The following is a 19,189-nucleotide window of genomic DNA, read 5'->3' as shown; positions in this document are numbered from 1 at the left end:
AAAGAATCACCGAATGATGCACTTTACTGCGCACACAGACAAGTAGAGACGAAAAATCTATTGCCGCTACGCATAATCAACGCGCACCTCGCCGCTCATCAGTTTGGAGAGCAGGGTGTCGCGGAGGGTTTCGAGGGTGCGGATTTGAATATGGTTTTTCTCGATTTTCTCCCATGAACTTTGAGTGATAAATGAAAATTCTTCCAGCTTGCCGCATGGTGGAAGTTGGAAAACAATAGAACCAATATCCGAAGGCTTCAAAGATGGATAAGTTGACGTAGAGCCTTCGGCTATTGTATGTAAATAGTCCGTCATTTCATCATTGGTTAAAAGCAAGTATATGAAGTGTGGATCAATTTTTTTGCATGTTAAAACACAGAAACCAGTAGATACGACTAAATTTTCAATCGGATTTTTGATAATTCCATAGTGCTTTTGATCTGGCCTTACTGTAGAAATCAGAACATCATTGTGTTGAACGAGGCGCTTTGCCCTACTTGGCGCGTCATCCAAGGCAAAAGATTGGAAGCTTTCAATCTTGCCCTCTGTTAAAGATCCAGTATCTAAATATTCAATTGCTTGATACGGGTAGTTCTTGTCGATGCTTGCACGATTTAATTCAACAAAATCACCGATAGTTACCTCTTTCCAATCCTCCTGTGCTTCCTCCACAAACCATTGCCTGAACAGTGTTTCAGCCATGGCTTCGAGGGTTTTGTTCTGGCAGTGCAGCAGGTCGATTTTGTCGTCAAGGCTGCTGAGGACGGAGGCGATGGCTTTTTGTTCAGCGAGTGGAGGAATTGGAATTGTCATATCAAGCAAGTGTGGAACTTTGATGCTTGGTTGAACTCCTCCGATATCTAAACTTAACATCAAATCTTTACCAAGTGGACTTGATAAGAAATAGTAAACATATCTACTATCAACTCCAATTTTTAATCGAAGTGCAATTAAATTTTGTGCGATAGTTCCACGACGCTCTTCAACCAGCGCGACATTGCCTGTTGGAACTAATATATCCCCTGGTTGTGGATGGCCTTTTCTAAACCAATTCCTGTACGTCTCTTCCGAAACAAATTTTCTAATCTTTGAATAATCTGGAGTGCGATTACCATGAGAAATTGCGTTAACTTCTAGCAATTCATGGCCAATTTTAGAAATTGGTGGTGTTTTTCCTCGATTATCTACTACAGTATCAACTAAATTTCCCAGTGAAATTTCATGCCACTCACTCACACCTTCACCCTAGCCAAATTCTCAACAATCGCCTGATTCAACGCCGCTTCTTCCTGCAACTGCGCTTCAAATTCCGCCTTCAACGCAGCAAAACGTTCGGGAAAATTAAAATCATCCTCTTCATCCGGCAGGCCGACATACCGTCCCGGCGTCAGCACGTAATCCAGTTCAGCCACGCGCTCCAGTGGTACGGAGGCGCAGAAGCCTTTGATGTCTTCATACGGGTTGTGGATTCCCGCTTGCGCGGGAATGGCTGCGGGGTTGCGCCAGGCGTGGTAGGTGCTGGCGATTTGCTGGATGTCGTCATGCGACAATTCGCGCGTGCGGCGATTGATCAAATGGCCGAGGTTGCGGGCGTCGATGAACAGAATTTCGTGGATTCGTGGGTGGCATGGTTGGGGCAAATGATTATTTGCCCGTACATCATTTGCCCCTACGTTATTCGCCCCTACGGTTGCGGTAATGCGATTCCGATTCAAAAACCACAATGCCGCCGGAATCTGCGTATTCAGAAACAACTTACCCGGCAAGTTAACGATGCAGTCGATCAGGTTGCCTTCTGCAATGAGGTTCTTGCGGATATCCCCTTCGCCGGAGGTTTTGGAAGTCAGTGAGCCTTTCGCCAACACCACCCCGGCAATGCCGGTAGGCGACAGGTGGTAAACAAAATGCTGCAACCAGGCAAAGTTGGCGTTACCGGCAGGTGGCGTGCCGTATTGCCAGCGCGCATCGCTGCGCAATTGCTCGCCGCTCCAGTCGCTGACGTTGAACGGCGGGTTGGCGATAATGAAATCGGCCTTCAAATCTTTGTGCGCGTCGTTCAGGAACGAGCCTTCGTTGTTCCATTTCACTTGTGAGCTGTCGATACCGCGGATGGCGAGATTCATTTTCGCCAGGCGCCAGGTGGTCTGGTTGCTTTCCTGCCCGTAAATGGAAATATCGTTGATGCGGCCTTGGTGTTCTTCGACAAACTTTTCCGATTGCACGAACATGCCGCCGGAACCGCAGCACGGATCGAATACGCGCCCTTGGTACGGTTCGAGCATATTCACCAGCAGTTCGACGATGCTGCGCGGGGTATAGAACTGGCCGCCTTGCTTGCCTTCCGCCAATGCAAATTCACCGAGGAAATATTCGAACACATGACCGAGTACGTCTTGACTGCGCGCTTTGGCATTGCCCAGTGCGATATTGCCGATCAGGTCGATCAATTCACCCAGTGAGGTGGGATCGAGGTTTTGCCGTGCGTAGACTTTGGGCAGCACGCCCTTGAGCGATGGATTTTCCTTTTCAATCGCATCCATCGCGGCATCCACATGGGTTCCGATATCGGGTTGCCTGGCTTGTGCTACCAGATGCGACCAGCGCGATTCGGCGGGAACAAAGAATACATTCTCTGCTTTGTATTCATCTTTATCTTCCGGGTCGGCTCCGGCAAGATCGCCTTCACCCGCCTTGAGCCGGTCATACCATTCCTCAAAAGCATCGGAGATGTATTTCAGGAATATCAGTCCCAGTACCACATGCTTGTATTCCGCTGCATCAATGTTTTTTCGTAACTTGTCAGCAGCCTTCCACAGTTGTTTTTCCAATGGCTCTTCTTTGATTTCTTTTGCCTTAGCCATGGTTATGTATTCTTTCCTTTTAGTATCAGTATAAACATCATGATGTTTGAATTGGATTGCAACGATACAACAAACAACAAGATATCAATAGCAGATCATTTAATAAAGACCAGAATATAACGACCTGGCGATCTTCATTCATTTATTACAGAGATAATCTTTGCATGTGTGGCGGCATTCAATGCCAGGATCATAAAATCTGATTTCCGCAGTCCGATGCAAAATTGCCGATAAAACCGCGTAATGGCGGCGTCACCTGGATGGTACCCGGCATGGCTATCCAGACATAGATTCTTTCAGCATATTTGACATCGCTATGGCTGGTGTGTTTGAATGCTGTTTCGTATTTCAAACATGGAGTTATTCGAAAATGTCAAATCGTGGCGGGAAAAGAGAGAATGCAGGCAGGCCGCTTGGCCAGGGTAAATATGGTGAACCGACAGTTACCATGCGCATACCGCAAAGTCAGGGAGCTACCATCAAAAACTTTCTGGACGCATACCAGCTTAAACAAACAGGCTCCGATCATGCAGCAACTAACGTGGATGAGTTCTTTATTCCTTCCATTAGCGATCAACCAACCTTGCTACCGCTTTTTTCCACCAAAGTGGCGGCGGGTCTCCCCAGCCCGGCGGATGATCACGTCGAGAAAAGCCTCGATGTCAGTGAATTTCTGATTGATCATGCCGCATCGACATTCTTCGTTACGATAAAGGGGGATTCAATGATTGATGTCGGTTTGCTGCCAGGCGATAAAATTGTGGTAGATAGATCAAAGACACCAGGCATCGGTGACATTGTGCTTGCAGTGGTTGACCGTGAATTCACCATCAAAATCCTTGATTACGGGGCGAACAAAATGCCACGGCTTATGCCAGCCAATTCATCAGGTGCTTACAGACCCATTTACATTCGTCCAGATACGCAATTTGAAATATTCGGCGTCGTTACAGGATCATTCCGCCGTTTTAAATGAGTAGGTTGTTGCCGTGTTATGCACCGTTGGATATGGAAACGACAGGACTACCTCAACCCAGGATCGTATCACTGAAATTGGCTTAATCCGTTGCGAATCAAACATGTCAGCAGACCTGATCCCTGTTTCCCTAAAAAAAAATATGCATAGGGAAAGCAGGGCTGCACTAGAAATTTTCTTGCTATTTTTTCTGTTCCCCGGTGCTACTCTTCTTTTCCTTTGTAATGGGATTCTGCACCCCATAACCTTCTTCCTTAGCCTTGTAGCCGCCATATGCACCGGCTCCCCCTGCAGCAAGAAGCCAGCATCCCGACATCAGTGGAATAGCAAGTAAAATTATCATGAAGCGCATCAATTTTGATTTCATCGCAACCCCCAAAATTTATCCAGATAAAACTAAATTACTATCATAAAATTAAACAGGTTCACACCCAATTCAATCTTAACTATATCGTATAAGATACGTGAGGTACAAGAAAAAGTCGATGGGGAACACCGGCTCCACAATACTACCGCCTGCGTTTTATATGCGCCACTATATCCATGAATAATTGCAAGATCATGACATTTATCGCTCATACGCCAGTACCGGCGCCAACCATCGTTCTGCTTCCTGTACTGACCAATCTTTCCGTTTGGCGTAGTCTTCCACCTGGTCTTTGCCAATCTTTCCGACAGCAAAAAATGTTGAATCAGGGTGTGCGAAATAGAAACCAGACACCGCAGCGGTCGGAACCATGGCAAACGATTCGGTAATGATGATTCCGGCATTCTCGGTTGCGCTCAAAGTCGAAAACAGCGCACCTTTTTCGGTATGATCCGGACAAGCAGGGTATCCAGGCGCAGGGCGAATGCCGCGATATTCTTCATTGATCAGTTGCGCGTTGGTTAAAGCCTCATCTTTGGCATAACCCCAGAATTCACGGCGCACCCGCGCATGCATATGCTCAGCGAATGCTTCCGCCATACGATCCGCCAATGCTTTAAGCACAATCGCACTGTAATCATCATTAGCATCCTCGAAGGCTTTAACGCGCTCGTCAATACCAAATCCCGCGCCTACCGCAAATAAGCCGATCGTATCTTGAATGCCCGTTTCCCTGGGTGCGATAAAATCAGACAAGCACCGATTCGGCTTGCCTGATGGTTTTTGATCCTGTTGCCGCAGACAATGATAAGTCATGGCAAGCTTATTGCGTGAAGGATCAGTGTAAATTTCGATGTCATCGCCGACGGAATTAGCTGGAAACAAACCGATCACTGCATTGGCACTCAACCATTTTTGTTCGATTATTTTCTTCAACATCGTTTGCGCATCGCGAAACAGTTGACTGGCTGTTTCTCCAACCACCTCATCTTGCAGAATATCCGGATAACGTCCGGCAAGCTCCCATGCTTGGAAGAAAGGTGTCCAATCGATATAGGGCACAATTTTTTCCAGCGGGTAATTATTCAGTGTACGGATGCCCATCAGTTCAGGCTGATGAGGCTGGTAATTTGTCCAGTCAGTCTGGAACGCATTGGCGCGTGCTTCAGCAAGCGTCAACAATTTCGCCGGCCCTTTCTTGTTCTTGTGTTGAGTGCGCACTTTCTCGTATTCGTCTTTTATTCCTTGCACATAATTTACCTGCAAATCCTGTGACAGCAGATTACTACACACACCCACCGCACGGCTGGCATCCGGCACCCAAACAGTCGGGCCTTCATAGTGTGGCGCAATTTTGACTGCGGTATGAACTCGCGATGTCGTTGCGCCGCCGATCAACAACGGAATGGTAAATCCCTCACGCTGCATTTCCTTGGCGACATGTGCCATTTCTTCCAAAGAAGGCGTAATCAGGCCGGATAAACCGATAATATCGGCTTTTTCACGCCGCGCCATATCAAGAATTTGCGCGCTTGGCACCATCACGCCCATATTGATCACTTCGTAGTTATTGCATTGCAAAACCACTGTAACTATATTTTTGCCAATATCATGCACATCACCTTTGACAGTAGCGATAACAATTTTTCCTTTAGGCTTGTTATCTCCCGATAATTTCTTTTCGGCCTCGATAAAAGGTAAGAGATGCGCCACCGCCTGCTTCATCACGCGCGCCGATTTAACTACCTGCGGCAAAAACATCTTTCCGGCGCCGAATAAATCACCAACCACGCTCATGCCTTCCATCAACGGCCCTTCAATCACCTGGATCGGACGGCCGCCCTGCCTGTCGATTTCCAAACGCGCAGCTTCCGTATCTTCCACAATAAAGGTGGAAATGCCTCTAACCAATGCGTGCGTCAAGCGCTGTTGCAGAGGCTCATCACGCCACGCCAGATCTTCAACCTGCTCTTTCTTTTGGCCTTTAAAATTTTCTGCGAACTCAACCAGAAGCTCAGTCGCATCCTTGCGCCGATTGAGGATGACGTCCTCCACCTTTTCCAGCAATTCTGCGGGAATATCCGAATAAACTCCCAGTTGTCCGGCATTGACGATACCCATCGTCATACCGGCCTTAATCGCGTGATACAGGAAAGCGGTGTGAATCGCCTCGCGGATCGGCTCATTGCCGCGGAAGGAGAACGAGACATTGGAGACTCCGCCGCTTATTTTGGCGTATGGAAGAGCCTGCTTGATGATATGTGTTGCTTCAATAAAATCGACGCCATAGTTATTATGTTCCTCAATTCCCGTCGCAATGGCGAAAATATTCGGGTCAAAAATGATGTCTTCGGGTGGAAAACCTATCTTATCCACCAGCAGATGATAGCTGCGACTACAAATCTCCACCTTGCGCTGCAAGGTATCGGCCTGACCCTGTTCGTCAAATGCCATCACAATCACCGCTGCACCATAACGGCGCGCCAATTTTGCATGATGAAAAAATTCCACTTCGCCTTCTTTCATGCTGATCGAATTGATAATGGGTTTGCCTTGCACGCATTTCAAACCGGCCTCGATCACGGTCCACTTGCTGGAATCGAGCATGATCGGCACCTTGCAAATATCCGGCTCGGCCGCCAGCAGATTCAGGAAAGTCACCATGGCTTTCTGCGAATCCAACATGGCTTCGTCCATATTGATATCAATAACCTGCGCCCCATTCTCTACCTGACTGCGCGCCACGTTCAGCGCTTCCGCGTAATCGTCGTTGAGAATCAAGCGGGCAAAGGCTCTGGAACCAGTGACATTGGTGCGTTCCCCGACATTGACGAACAATGAATCATCACCGATGTTCAGTGGCTCCAGCCCGGATAAGCGTAATTTCTTCGGAATTTCGGGCACCTGGCGTGGCGCGATATCGGCAACCGCTTGTGCGATGGCTTTGATATGCGCCGGTGTAGTGCCACAGCACCCCCCGACAATATTGACAAAGCCGGATTCCGCAAACCCCTTGATCTGATTCGCAGTATATTCCGGCGATTCGTCGTAACCCGTTTCGGATAAAGGATTCGGCAAACCGGCATTGGGATGCACGCTGGTATACACATCCGCCACACTTGCCAATTCTTCAATATACGGACGCATCAATTCTGCACCCAAAGCGCAATTGATCCCCACCGATAGCGGCCGTGTATGACTGATCGAATTCCAGAATGCTTCCGGTGTTTGCCCTGACAGTGTACGCCCGGAAGCATCGGTTATGGTAACCGAAATCATGATCGGCAGCCGTATGCCATGATCTTCAAAGTATTGATCGATAGCAAATAACGCCGCTTTTGCATTAAGCGAATCGAAAATGGTTTCAACCAGCAGGATATCCACCCCGCCATCGATCAATCCGCGAATCGATTCAGTATAATCAGCTACTAATTGATCAAATGTAATGCCGCGAAAACCCGGATCGTTGACATCGGGCGAAATAGATGCGGTTTTGGTGGTGGGACCGAGCACACCGGCAACAAAACGCGGCTTATCCGGTGTTTTTTCTTCATAAATCCGTGCTGCCTCGCACGCCAGTTTTGCCGCAGCAACGTTTAATTCATACACCACATCCTGCAAATGATAATCGGCCATTGATGCCGCGGTGGAATTGAACGTATTGGTTTCGATAATATCGGCGCCCGCTTCCAGGTATCCGCTATGGATCGATCGAATAATGTCAGGTTGAGTCAATGTCAGCAGGTCATTATTCCCTCTCAGGTCATGCGGAAAAGCGGCAAAACGCTGCCCGCGGAAATCCGCCTCTGAAAGCTTGAATGTCTGGATCATCGTACCCATCGCACCATCCAGAATCAGAATGCGTCGTGCAAATAAGCTTTTCAATAAAGCAGTGCGGGAATCTCTAGTCATCGATTTGAAAATGAGTAAAAGGTAGGGATGCGATATTATAACGTAGATCGCAGCGCTAATAAGTGAAGAGCTATCCACCAGAACAGCTCGAACAGCGCAAACATATTTCAGACTAACAGTCTGCATAGAAAAATTGAGCTGAACTAATTCAGCAAAATAAAATTTTTGTTATTTCCCTGTACTTCGCATTTCAGATGTGTTTTATACTTTAACGTTGGTTTACGGCCAACGTTGCTACGGATATGAATTTGATCAATCGTTAATCTTCTGATTTTATGACAATCCTTAGAATACATCACGTTTAAGCATCGTACTGGATATAATCAGTTCAGCAATCTGCCGATCAAAAAAGCAGTGAAACGCATTCATTGATGATAATCCGCTGACCATCGCCGACAATACCAAGAATCTTACAATTAAAAGGGAGTTTTGATGAGATCCATTTCCAAATTAGCTTTAGCGGTTTCCATGTCTTTTCTTTTTTCGTCTCAAGCTATCGCAAATGAAGAAATAACCGAAGATTCGTACCTTAGCAAAGCAGGCCTGAAATTTCTCTCCGGTGTGGTCAACATAGCTACCGGATGGGTAGAATTGCCCAAAAATATCAACTTAACCGGCCAAAAAGATACTCCGGTTTCAGGATTGACCGCCGTAACCTTAGGCGTACTGCAAGGTGCCTGGTATACCATTAATCGCACTGGATGCGGCGTAGTAGACCTTGTGACTTTTATGATTCCGACCAACCCACTGGTTGATCCCGTTTTTGTCTGGAATGATTTCCTGCGGGAAACGGAATTTAAGGGATACCAGATGAACTGATAGTGTCTATGGATTTTATCAATTCGTCCTTGTTTCTAGCCTGCTTCCGTTTATTTTGTTGAGAGTATTCGGGCGCCAATAATATGTGATCCCTTTCGTTGTTCAAACTCCAAGCACACTGCTCGCTCTCTTACTCCCGCTGAATAGCCGATTCTATTTTTCATCTCTGTCTCTCTTAAATCATCTCACTCCCGGAAAATCCGGGGTCATTCATTTGCATTTCTGACAAGCTTGTCAAGACTGACTCAATGCAATTTTCTTCGTAGACTGACGCCATGACTCAACGACAACTTTATTTGGCAGCTTACGATGTTTCTTGCAACCGAAGACTGCGGAAAGCCTTATGTGTGCTTCGAAGCTATGCATCAGGTGAGCGGGGTCAATATGGGTTATTCAGATTTATTTGAGAATGATAATAAGAATCGTTTGCAATTATAAAAATTATTGTGTAATATGCGAATTGTCCATCAGTTAATGATTGGCATACCGCAGCAACCAGCGCATCCCCACGCGTAGCCGGATGGTAGCAGATTACATTTCTTGTTCTTCCTTGCTGCGTGAACATAAGCCCTCACGCATCACTTGCCCGGCACATTTTGTTCTCCTCCTTTAAATGTGCCGGGTTCCTTTTTGGTATTCGTGTGGTGTTGTCAGTAACCCGGTCATCGCCTTCTCTGTCCTCCGATTGATTTCCAGCAGATAGTCCAGCTGCTTTTTTACAGAGGATTGATAATATATGGCCTGGAGCTATTTGAAGCCAATCCAGATTTACTCGTATTGCTGGTTGAGGGTAGAGATGCGCGGATACTGGCAACGAGTATCTGCTGAAACATACTAAGAAAGTATGTGATTATTACTTGGCTGGGTGGTATCAAGGCAGTCATCAGGATTCTCTGGAGACCGATAGTCGATAGCGTTCTGACAGGAATCACCGTCGATTAGAATCGACGGTGATTGGTTGATTCTACTGTCTTGGTACCTCCGGAGCTGCTTCCGGCGCTGGTTGCATTTCTGTTACAAAAATTTCCACGCGGCGATTTTCCGCTCTATTTTCAGGCGTATTATTTTCAACCATGGGTTCGCGGGAGCCGCGACCATCAATTTGAATGCGGTTAATCGGTATCCCCCGGCTTACCAGATAATCGCGCGTGCTGGCAGCCCGATTAACCGATAACGGATTATTGATTGCATTGCTGCCGGTGTTGTCAGTGTGTCCGATGATTTTGACGGCTGTATCTTCATTACTGATCAGAGTGGTTGCGAAATTATCAAGAATGGGCCTGAAGCCTGGTTTGATGTCCGCCCGGCCGGTGTCGAAGGAGATATCGCTGGGAATATTTAACTTGAGGCGATTGTCTTCGGTTTGCGTGACTTGCACGCCTGTGCCTGCGGTGGCTGTTTCCATTTCCCTTTTTTGTTCTTCCATCCGCTGTGACCACATATAACCGGCGCCAGCACCAAGCAGAGCGCCTGAGCCTGCGCCAATGGCAGCCCCTTTCTTGCCTCCAATCAGTGCACCGATCGCAGCTCCCGTACCTGCGCCAATCGCGGTTCCCTGTGCTGTGCCGCGTTGCGTGTCCGTCATGGTTGCGCAGCCGGTCAACGTCAGGATTATGGTTGGGATCATTAAAATTGAAAGAGTTTTCATTGGTATCTCCTTATTGCGTTATTTCGTTGTGCAATAGCTGAAACAGCTTTCAGATTACTATTGCAATAGGATTCAGAGAATACAACCACCCCTGGATATTTCATAGGCAGTGATGAATATCGTATCAGTAAATACAATAAGATTTTACATTGAAATATAAATAAACTCTCAAATCGCACCATATGCTGACGCCTATCTGATCTAGCGGCATCTGCATTTTATGCTAGATATGCTGTGCCGGAAAAATTCTAATTTCTTCTATACAGGGATTCGGTTCCGCTGGAATTGCAGTGAATGTGATATTGATTTTGTCAGCCTCTGATATACGTGCAAGCTGATCGATAAAGGCAAGATATTCCACATGGGTTTGGGAATTTTTGCTGGCATCGATAGTTGCAAATTGAATACGCCAGAATAGGTGATACCGATCCGACACGGTTAATGCCCAACCGGTGAAAACCTGGCGTATACCTGGAATCGCAGCATATCTGCGAGTGGCATTTATATCCTCTCTGCTTTAAGAGGCTCGTATTACTATCTTAAATCAATCGTGAGTGTTTCGAGTGCAGTGTTCAAATCATCCAGCGCAGATCCCATGATGAGACCGGCGCAGCTATGATATAGCCATAATTCACAGCCAACAGGACGGTGCAGATTACTACGCGCATGTATCTTAAATTCACGCCAGGCCAGAATAGGGCGATCCTCATCATTAGTGTCGACACATAACCACTCGGCATTATCCAGAATCACTTCTAATCCACGATGCTGCCGCAATATGACGCGCAGTGGATGTCCTAAGCGCAGCAGCGCAAGCCGCCCGCGGTTATAACACAACGCATCCATCTTTTTTGGGAAAATGCGCCAGGGTTGAATCAGCATTTCCATCGCTATCAAGATTTTGTTTCAAATTTTTATCTTATCAGTCTGCTTTTTTGGCTTTGGGCCTACTATCGGGCGATGCCTCAAGAAAAACGCGACTGGCGAGAATATCTTCCGCTTCAAGCGTAATAAGATCATTTTTGGACAATGATTTCTTGGTTCCAGAAAATAAACGGTTTGCTTGACGCAGCCTAGCCCGATCAAGGGCGTTGCGCACCGAGCGGGCGTTTGCAAAATGCTCCGATTTCATGCGCAAGCGGATATATTTTCCAAAAGCCTCTTCCCCGGCTTTGCTAAAACAATAATTCTGAGTCTCCAACATCAATTTGGCGATCGAAACTAGTTCATCTGCGCCGTAATCAGGAAAGTCGATGTGGTGCGCGATACGTGAACGCATACCAGGATTGCTATGAAAAAACTTATCCATGCGATCTTTATAGCCTGCCAGGATGACGACCAAATCTTCGCGGTTATTTTCCATCGTTTGCAACAGAATTTCTATGGATTCCGCACCATAATCACGTTCGTTCTCTGGCTTATAGAGGTAATAAGCTTCATCGATGAAAAGAACGCCGCCCATCGCTTTTTTTATTACTTCTTTTGTTTTTGGCGCAGTATGTCCGATATATTGACCGACTAAATCGTCCCGAGTCACTGAAACCAGATGACCTTCACGCACATAGCCCAAGCGGTGCAGGATTTCCGCCATGCGTAGCGCTACTGTCGTTTTCCCGGTGCCGGGGTTTCCGGTAAAGCACATATGTAAACTGGGGGCGCCCGCTGATAATCCCAGTTGCTTGCGAACACGATCGACCAGCAACAATGCTGCAGTCTCACGAATACGAGTCTTCACAGGAATTAAGCCAATCAACTCACGATCCAGTTTATCCAGTACTTCCTGGATATTTGTGTTGCGGAACTCTGCATCCAGATCAATTGATGGATCTTTGGATGAAATTAAGTTTTTAGATTGCTTGGGCATGTTTGATCACTTATTGAGGTCTCATGGATAATGCTTAAATACATAACTACATCATATTAATGAATCTTTCGATGACTTCCATTTAATACTAGCATGTTTGATTTGTTAACTCATTTCTCTCCCCCTCTCAGGAGAGAGAAATTTTACTTTTTACTGCTAGGGAAGCACTGATTAATTGGCTGCACGAGCGAATCACTTCGTTGCACGGTACTCGCGCCTTCGCCTATCTCGTTGATATGTCTCAGTTGCTGCGTTCCGGGCGCCTCGTGCTTCATCTCGTTCGCCGAATTAATCAGCGCTTCCCTAGTAACGCTCGGCTTCCGGTTTGTCAGTTGCATAGGAATGAATGGTGTAACTAACGCTTCGTCCGGCACCTTCCTGGCGTACTAAACTAAACCCTGGTTCTTTCTTGGGCCGGTTAACAATATACGACATGGTCGGGCTTTCCACACCGCGTGTCGAGTTAAATGCAGTCACGCGAATATAGTGGTTTGGAAAAGTTTTGCGGCAACTATTGATTTCCAGCAGAATTCCTGCGGGATCCTTCAAATCAAACATTGGATTGCCGAACATTTCCCAATAGGTATTGCGTGGATGAGGATCATCGGTATATTCAATTCCTATTGCCCAGCCATTTTTCAGCGCGTACTTAAGCTGTGCCGAGATTTGCTTGTCGGTCAGCGGGGGCAGGAAAGAAAATTGTCCCTGTGTAACTATATTGCCTTGATTAGTCATCATAATTGCTTCTCCTGAAAAGATTAAGCGTTTGCAGTTGTGGAAGGCACAAAGTCAGCGGTATCTGTGGAGTCGTAATTAAAGGTGATATCTTTCCACGTATCCAATGCTTGTTTGAGCGGCGTGCACCATTTCGCTGCATCTGCAAGAATTTGTGGGCCTTCTTTTACGTAATCCCGACCTTCATTGCGCGCCATAACCATAGCTTCGAGTGCTACACGGTTTGCTACTGCACCAGCCTGAATGCCTTGAGGGTGTCCAATGGTGCCGCCACCGAACTGCAGTATCACATCTTCGCCGAGATAATCGAGCAACTGATGCATCTGGCCTGCATGGATACCACCTGAAGCAACCGGCATACATTTATTCAGTGATGCCCAGTCCTGATCAAAGAACAATCCATGTTCCAGGCTTTTTTCAGTATGTGTTTCGCGTAAAGTATCGTAAAAACCTTTAATCATAAGCGGATCACCTTCCAATTTACCAACAACTGTGCCTGCGTGAATATGATCGACGCCCGCCATGCGCATCCACTTACAAATGACGCGAAAATTCATACCGTGATTTTTTTGGCGTGAATAAGTCGAATTACCCGCGCGATGCAAATGCAATATCATGTCGTTTCTGCGTGCCCATTTTGCCATCGACTGAATCGCGGTATAACCGATCACCAAATCGATCATGACGATGACTGAGCCCAGAGACTTTGCAAACTCCGCTCTTTCATACATGTCTTCCATGGTGCCGGCGGTAACATTCAAATAATGCCCTTTGACTTCACCGGTAGCGGCAGATGCCTTGTTCACTGCTTCCATGCAATACAGGAAACGATCGCGCCAATGCATAAAAGGTTGCGAATTAATATTCTCATCATCTTTCATGAAATCCAGGCCGCCTTTAAGCCCTTCGTAAACCACGCGGCCATAGTTCCTGCCCGAGAGGCCTAATTTAGGTTTGGTGGTGGCGCCAAGCAATGGGCGGCCGAATTTATCCAAACGTTCGCGCTCAACCACGATGCCCGTTGCAGGGCCTTGAAAAGTTTTCAGGTAAGCTACGGGAATGCGCATATCTTCAAGACGCAGCGCCTTGACCGCTTTGAAGCCAAACACGTTACCGATAATGGACGCGGTTAAGTTTGCGATCGAGCCTTCTTCGAATAAATCGATGTCATAGGCGATATAGGCAAAGTATTGCGCCTCGTTATTGGTACCCGGGCCTGTGTTGGGTACCAGCTCAGACTTATATGCTTTGGCACGATAAAGCTCACAAGCGGTTAGTCGGTCAGTCCATACTACGGTCCAGGTCGCGGTGGAAGATTCACCAGCAACTGCAGCTGCAGCTTCTTCATGATCCACACCGGGTTGTGGTGTAATACGGAACATGGCGATAACATCCGTGTCTTTGGGTACATAGGCAGGTTCCCAGTAACCCATTTTTTTGTACGGAATAACTCCTGATTGGTAACGTTCCTTACCTTCTTTCATCGTTTGTGAAGCCATCATATTCTCCAGGTAATTGATAAAACCACGCTATATACTTCTAGTTAGGAGGTATCTAACAGCGGGGCAGATATAGTGTAGAATCGCCAAATGATAAATAACAATCAATTGTTTCGATAGTTATAATAGACTTTTCTCTATAGATTGTAGAGAAATACAGGGGGCTTTATGCGTCATAGCACGTTACGGCAGCTTGAGGTTTTTGAAGCGATTGCTCGGTTGAAGAGTTTTACCCGAGCAGCTGAGGAATTATTTCTGACACAACCGACAGTATCGATGCAAGTCAAGAAATTGACCGAAGAGATTGGTTTACCTTTGTTTGAGCAAGTCGGCAAAAGAATCTATCTGACCGATGCGGGAGAAGAGTTATATCAAACCTGTCTGGGCATTTTTGACCATTTCTCCCGTTTCGAGATGATTGCCTCTAACATGAAGGGATTGAAATCAGGGAAACTTCGGCTCGCGGTAGTAACTACCGCAAAATACTTCGTTCCGCGATTATTGGGCATGTTCTGCCAGAAATACCCTGGCATAGACGTTGCACTGAAAGTGACGAATCGCGAGCATATCCTGGAGCGATTAACAGGTAATCAAGATGATCTTTATATCTTAGGTCAAGTTCCAGACGCCGTTGATGCGGTGGTAGAAATTTTTCTTGATAATCAATTGGTTGTACTGGCAGCTGCAGATCATCCATTGGCAACTAAAAAAAATATCACCATTGAGCGCATTTGTGATGAACCCTTTATTATGCGAGAGCCAGGCTCCGGAACAAGAATAGCAACCGAGCTTTTTTTCTCAAAACATAATAAGAAGCTGAAGGTTCGCATGGAGTTAGGTAGCAACGAAGCGATTAAGCAAACCGTCGCAGGCAGATTGGGTGTTGCCGTATTATCGCGACATACTCTGGCGCTTGATGCGCAGGTAGGGCAGCTTGCGATACTGGATGTTGAAGGATTTCCGATTGAACGTCATTGGTATTTCGCTTATTCATCCGGCAAGCAGTTGTCGATTGTAGCGCAGACATTCCTGAGCTATTTGCGGCAGGCTAATAGTTTGCTCGATAATTTGATATGCCGCCACGTGACTTCCGGACATTGCCCATTATTAAAAAATGAGACAAACATAAGATCCGGTGGGGTGCGTCAGCGTAATTGAGAAATTACTTTTGATATATTTACGGATAGGAATTTAACAATGACTCAATATATTGCCTGGTTTGGTCAATTGACGATGAAAGATATAAACCTGGTTGGCGGTAAGAATGCCTCGCTGGGGGAAATGATCAGTCATCTTGCGCAAGCGGGTGTTAGTGTGCCAGCAGGCTTTGCCACTACAACGCAGGCATACCGTGAATTTTTGATCGTTAATGGATTGGCCGACCGCATCAATCATTTACTGAATGAACTGGATGTTGATGACATCAATGCGCTGACTGCCGCCGGCAGAACTATTCGGAAATGGGTGCTGGATGCCACCTTGCCGGCCACTATTGTACAAGCGATAGCACAAGCTTACGAAATACTGGTTGCCCATGACGAGAAGCGCGATGAGGTTTCATTTGCCGTGCGTTCTTCAGCGACTGCCGAGGACTTGGCCGATGCCTCATTTGCCGGCCAGCAGGAAACATTGCTGAATGTCCGCGGACTGGATCAAATCATGGAAGCGGTCAAGATAGTATTTGCTTCACTGTATAACGACCGGGCGATTGCGTATCGCGTACATCAGAATTTTCCTCACGACAAAGTGTATTTGTCTGCCGGAATTCAGAAAATGGTACGTAGCGACCTGGGTGCGAGCGGGGTGATGTTTACCCTGGATACTGAATCCGGTTTCCGGGACGTGGTTTTCATTACATCGGCGTATGGGCTGGGTGAAACCATTGTGCAGGGCACTGTCAATCCGGATGAATTCTATGTCTACAAACGCGGACTTACGGCTGGTAAGCCTGCCATTCTATCGCGACGTTTAGGCACCAAAGCCATTGAGATGATTTATGGCGATAGCACAAATGCAACGGATTCATTCACGCTGACACGCGATGTCGAGCATGAGCGGCGTACGCGTTTTTCTCTATCGGATACCCAGGTGGAGGCATTGGCGCGCCAAGCCATGATCATCGAGCAGCACTATGGCCGCCCTATGGATATCGAATGGGCATTAGACGGACTGGATCAGCAGTTGTACATTGTGCAGGCGCGCCCGGAAACCGTAGAAAGCCGTATTACGACGGTTCTGGATCGATACAAACTTACGAGCAGGGGTGTAGTGTTGACCGAAGGCCGTTCGATCGGCAGCAAGATTGGTCAGGGAGCAGCGCGTTTGATCATGGGGGCGGATCAGATGCATAAAATCCGGCCGGGCGATGTGCTGGTGACGGATATGACTGATCCCGATTGGGAACCGATCATGAAACGTGCATCGGCCATTGTGACCAACCGTGGCGGGCGCACCTGCCATGCGGCTATTATAGCCAGGGAAATGGGTATTCCGGCGGTGGTTGGTTGCGGCGATGCAACCGGGTCGATCAAAGATGGAATGGACGTGACAGTGTCCTGCGCAGAAGGTGATACTGGATTTGTCTATGAAGGGATGCTGCCATTCGAGCATACCACGTCCGATACCGGCCAGTTGCCGGATTTGCCGGTCAAGATGATGATAAATGTGGGTAATCCGTCACATGCTTTTTCTTTTTCGCGCATGCCGAATCAAGGAGTCGGATTGGCTCGGCTGGAATTTATTATCAATAACATGATCGGCATTCATCCCAAGGCGTTGCTGGAATTCGATCGGCTGCCCGATACGCTGAAACAGGATATTGGCACCCGTATTGCAGGCTATCAAAGCCCCGTTGACTTTTATGTTGAGAAATTGGTCGAGGGCATTGCTACGCTGGCGGCGGCATTTTATCCGCATGCGGTGATTGTGCGCACGTCCGACTTTAAATCAAATGAGTATGCGAATCTGGTTGCGGGAAATCGTTATGAGCCTCAAGAAGAAAACCCGATGATCGGTTTTCGCGGTGCTTCGCGCTATGTGTCGGCTGCCTTTCGTGATTGTTTTGAACTCGAATGCCAGGCATTACGCAAAGTACGCGACGAGATGGGACTGACCAATGTTGAAATCATGATTCCGTTCTGCCGTACGCTGGAGGAAGCTGAGCAGGTAACCTTGTTGCTTGCATCGCATGGATTGGCGCGGGGGCAGAATGGTTTGCGGCTAATCATGATGTGCGAGATTCCTTCCAATGCAGTATTGGCGGAAGAATTTTTACAGTTCTTTGATGGTTTTTCCATCGGTTCCAACGACATGACGCAATTGACGCTGGGAATTGATCGCGACTCAAGCCTTGTTGCTCATGTGTTTGACGAACGCAACCCGGCGGTCAGGAAACTGCTGAAAATGGCTATCGATGCTTGTCATAAGCAAGGAAAGTATATCGGCATTTGCGGGCAAGGCCCTTCGGATTACCCGGATTTTGCCGCCTGGCTGTATGAACAGGGTATCAGCAGCTTATCGCTAAACCCCGATTCGGTGCTGCAAACCTGGCTTGATCTGGCAAAACTGAGCGAATCATGACGCCGCAGAAACGCACTGTTTTTTACTTGTCCGACCGTACCGGTATTACCGCGGAAACACTCGGACACAGTCTGCTAACGCAATTTGACGATATCAAATGGAGCACTGTCAACGTGCCGTTTCTGGATGATATCGAGCAAGCCCGGGCTGTGCTGGTGCAGATTAATCAGGCGGCTGTAGATGATGGTTACCGGCCTTTGGTTTTTAGTACCTTGTTGAAGCCTGAGATTCTCGAGGTCATTAAACAGGCCAACTGCCGCATGTATGATTTTTTTGAAACTTTCATTCATTCCATCGAAGAGGAGCTGCATCAGCCGTTTATACGTATAGCCGGGCGTTCCCACGGTCAGCATCATCTATCGTATTTCAAACGCATTGCCGCGGTCAATTATGTGTTGGCGCATGATGACGGTGTCAATCCCAAGCATTACGCTGAGGCCGATATCATTCTGATTGGTGTCTCGCGTTCCGGTAAAACACCCACTTGTCTTTACTTGGGATTGCAATATGGTATCGCTGCCGCGAATTATCCGCTAACCCCGGATGACATGATTATTCAACAGATTCCCAAAATACTGGAAAATGTGCGCAGTAAACTGTTCGGCTTGACTTTAACGCCGGCGCAGCTGCATTTCATCCGCCAGCAACGCCGTCCAGACAGCGAATATGCATCGCTTGCGCAATGTCAGCGAGAATTGCAATGGCAGGAAGCGCTGTTTCGCCAGTTCGATATTCCCTATTTGGATACCACGCGCATTTCAATCGAAGAAATCAGCGCAATTATATTGAATAGGTGTGGGCTGAGAAGGCAATTGTACGGGTGATTCAATTCTTCAAGCCTGTGCCTGAGCACAGAGTAAATTTACATGATCAAATAAAAAAGCACATCAGTTGCCTGATGTGCTTTAGCTTTAGTGAATGAATTAATT

16 protein-coding genes are annotated in these 19,189 nt (G+C 47.1%); 5 read left to right on the top strand and 11 right to left on the bottom strand.

Annotation, left to right across the window (positions count from 1 at the left end):
* Positions 1–66: 66 nt before the first annotated feature.
* The 3 genes from C4S39_RS01695 to C4S39_RS15215 form a co-directional block, all read right to left on the bottom strand.
* Positions 67–1,236 carry a restriction endonuclease subunit S gene (locus C4S39_RS01695; protein WP_219817899.1) on the bottom strand — a complete coding sequence of 390 codons (1,170 nt, stop codon included), beginning with the start codon at positions 1,234–1,236 and terminating at the stop codon, positions 67–69.
* The gene (locus C4S39_RS01690) at positions 1,233–2,861 is read right to left on the bottom strand and encodes a type I restriction-modification system subunit M (protein WP_103965332.1); all 1,629 of its coding nucleotides are present in this window, start codon (positions 2,859–2,861) and stop codon (positions 1,233–1,235) included. Before C4S39_RS01690 ends, C4S39_RS01695 begins: the two co-directional genes overlap by 4 nt.
* Before the next feature lie 190 nt (positions 2,862–3,051).
* Complete coding sequence (locus C4S39_RS15215; RefSeq protein WP_181023725.1) at positions 3,052–3,213, bottom strand: hypothetical protein; 162 nt, start codon at positions 3,211–3,213, stop codon at positions 3,052–3,054.
* 18 nt (positions 3,214–3,231) lie between these two features.
* On the opposite strand from C4S39_RS15215, the gene C4S39_RS01685 reads away from it, so the two are divergent.
* Positions 3,232–3,837, top strand: coding sequence for a LexA family protein (locus C4S39_RS01685; protein ID WP_103965331.1), 606 nt, complete (start codon positions 3,232–3,234; stop codon positions 3,835–3,837).
* Positions 3,838–4,018: 181 nt separating this feature from the next.
* Here the strand turns inward: C4S39_RS01685 and C4S39_RS01680 are convergent, their stop codons facing one another.
* Together C4S39_RS01680 and metH are read right to left on the bottom strand one after the other, a co-directional pair.
* Positions 4,019–4,204, bottom strand: coding sequence for a hypothetical protein (locus C4S39_RS01680; RefSeq protein WP_103965330.1), 186 nt, complete (start codon positions 4,202–4,204; stop codon positions 4,019–4,021).
* Between the two features lie 201 nt (positions 4,205–4,405).
* Positions 4,406–8,116: a methionine synthase gene (gene metH, locus C4S39_RS01675; protein WP_103965329.1), complete on the bottom strand. Its 3,711-nt coding sequence runs from the start codon at positions 8,114–8,116 to the stop codon at positions 4,406–4,408.
* 432 nt (positions 8,117–8,548) lie between these two features.
* Here metH and C4S39_RS01670 point away from each other — a divergent pair, with 432 nt between their 5' ends.
* A complete protein-coding gene (locus C4S39_RS01670) occupies positions 8,549–8,935 on the top strand; it encodes an exosortase system-associated protein, TIGR04073 family (protein ID WP_103965328.1) in 387 nt (128 codons plus the stop codon).
* A 964-nt stretch (positions 8,936–9,899) separates the two neighbouring features.
* On the opposite strand, the gene C4S39_RS01660 is transcribed toward C4S39_RS01670, so the two are convergent.
* The 6 genes from C4S39_RS01660 to C4S39_RS01635 all read right to left on the bottom strand — a co-directional run bounded on the left by C4S39_RS01660 (position 9,900) and on the right by C4S39_RS01635 (position 14,681).
* Complete coding sequence (locus C4S39_RS01660; protein WP_103965327.1) at positions 9,900–10,583, bottom strand: OmpA family protein; 684 nt, start codon at positions 10,581–10,583, stop codon at positions 9,900–9,902.
* A 223-nt stretch (positions 10,584–10,806) separates the two neighbouring features.
* A complete protein-coding gene (locus C4S39_RS01655; protein WP_181023724.1) occupies positions 10,807–11,019 on the bottom strand; it encodes a hypothetical protein in 213 nt (70 codons plus the stop codon).
* A 98-nt stretch (positions 11,020–11,117) separates the two neighbouring features.
* Positions 11,118–11,465: a hypothetical protein gene (locus C4S39_RS01650; RefSeq protein WP_258039230.1), complete on the bottom strand. Its 348-nt coding sequence runs from the start codon at positions 11,463–11,465 to the stop codon at positions 11,118–11,120.
* A 40-nt stretch (positions 11,466–11,505) separates the two neighbouring features.
* The gene (gene cbbX / locus C4S39_RS01645) at positions 11,506–12,447 is read right to left on the bottom strand and encodes a CbbX protein (RefSeq protein WP_074719744.1); all 942 of its coding nucleotides are present in this window, start codon (positions 12,445–12,447) and stop codon (positions 11,506–11,508) included.
* A gap of 303 nt (positions 12,448–12,750) precedes the next feature.
* Positions 12,751–13,185, bottom strand: a complete 435-nt coding sequence (locus tag C4S39_RS01640; protein WP_062558470.1) for a ribulose bisphosphate carboxylase small subunit — start codon at positions 13,183–13,185, stop codon at positions 12,751–12,753.
* Between the two features lie 20 nt (positions 13,186–13,205).
* Complete coding sequence (locus C4S39_RS01635) at positions 13,206–14,681, bottom strand: ribulose-bisphosphate carboxylase large subunit (protein WP_258039249.1); 1,476 nt, start codon at positions 14,679–14,681, stop codon at positions 13,206–13,208.
* Between the two features lie 168 nt (positions 14,682–14,849).
* Between C4S39_RS01635 and C4S39_RS01630 the strand changes: the two genes are divergently transcribed.
* The 3 genes from C4S39_RS01630 to ppsR are packed head-to-tail and all read left to right on the top strand — an operon-like array spanning position 14,850 to position 19,084.
* The gene (locus C4S39_RS01630) at positions 14,850–15,839 is read left to right on the top strand and encodes a LysR family transcriptional regulator (protein ID WP_103965324.1); all 990 of its coding nucleotides are present in this window, start codon (positions 14,850–14,852) and stop codon (positions 15,837–15,839) included.
* A 39-nt stretch (positions 15,840–15,878) separates the two neighbouring features.
* Positions 15,879–18,260, top strand: coding sequence for a phosphoenolpyruvate synthase (ppsA, locus tag C4S39_RS01625; protein ID WP_103965323.1), 2,382 nt, complete (start codon positions 15,879–15,881; stop codon positions 18,258–18,260).
* Positions 18,257–19,084, top strand: coding sequence for a posphoenolpyruvate synthetase regulatory kinase/phosphorylase PpsR (gene ppsR / locus C4S39_RS01620; RefSeq protein ID WP_103965322.1), 828 nt, complete (start codon positions 18,257–18,259; stop codon positions 19,082–19,084). Before ppsA ends, ppsR begins: the two co-directional genes overlap by 4 nt.
* Positions 19,085–19,189 lie beyond the last annotated feature (105 nt).

Origin of the sequence: Nitrosomonas ureae (assembly GCF_900108305.1) — a bacterium.
Classification (GTDB): Bacteria; Pseudomonadota; Gammaproteobacteria; order Burkholderiales; family Nitrosomonadaceae; genus Nitrosomonas; species Nitrosomonas ureae_B.
This window is presented reverse-complemented; position numbering and strand designations above follow the sequence as displayed.

Excerpts from the sequence above, each read along its gene's own strand:
- C4S39_RS01690 (WP_103965332.1), bottom strand. The coding sequence starts at position 2,861 with ATGGCTAAGGCAAAAGAAATCAAAGAAGAGCCATTGGAAAAACAACTG.
- C4S39_RS01685 (WP_103965331.1), top strand. The coding sequence starts at position 3,232 with ATGTCAAATCGTGGCGGGAAAAGAGAGAATGCAGGCAGGCCGCTTGGC.
- C4S39_RS01680 (WP_103965330.1), bottom strand. The coding sequence starts at position 4,204 with ATGAAATCAAAATTGATGCGCTTCATGATAATTTTACTTGCTATTCCA.
- metH (WP_103965329.1), bottom strand. The coding sequence starts at position 8,116 with ATGACTAGAGATTCCCGCACTGCTTTATTGAAAAGCTTATTTGCACGA.
- C4S39_RS01670 (WP_103965328.1), top strand. The coding sequence starts at position 8,549 with ATGAGATCCATTTCCAAATTAGCTTTAGCGGTTTCCATGTCTTTTCTT.
- C4S39_RS01660 (WP_103965327.1), bottom strand. The coding sequence starts at position 10,583 with ATGAAAACTCTTTCAATTTTAATGATCCCAACCATAATCCTGACGTTG.
- C4S39_RS01650 (WP_258039230.1), bottom strand. The coding sequence starts at position 11,465 with ATGCTGATTCAACCCTGGCGCATTTTCCCAAAAAAGATGGATGCGTTG.
- cbbX (WP_074719744.1), bottom strand. The coding sequence starts at position 12,447 with ATGCCCAAGCAATCTAAAAACTTAATTTCATCCAAAGATCCATCAATT.
- C4S39_RS01640 (WP_062558470.1), bottom strand. The coding sequence starts at position 13,185 with ATGATGACTAATCAAGGCAATATAGTTACACAGGGACAATTTTCTTTC.
- C4S39_RS01635 (WP_258039249.1), bottom strand. The coding sequence starts at position 14,681 with ATGGCTTCACAAACGATGAAAGAAGGTAAGGAACGTTACCAATCAGGA.
- C4S39_RS01630 (WP_103965324.1), top strand. The coding sequence starts at position 14,850 with ATGCGTCATAGCACGTTACGGCAGCTTGAGGTTTTTGAAGCGATTGCT.
- ppsA (WP_103965323.1), top strand. The coding sequence starts at position 15,879 with ATGACTCAATATATTGCCTGGTTTGGTCAATTGACGATGAAAGATATA.
- ppsR (WP_103965322.1), top strand. The coding sequence starts at position 18,257 with ATGACGCCGCAGAAACGCACTGTTTTTTACTTGTCCGACCGTACCGGT.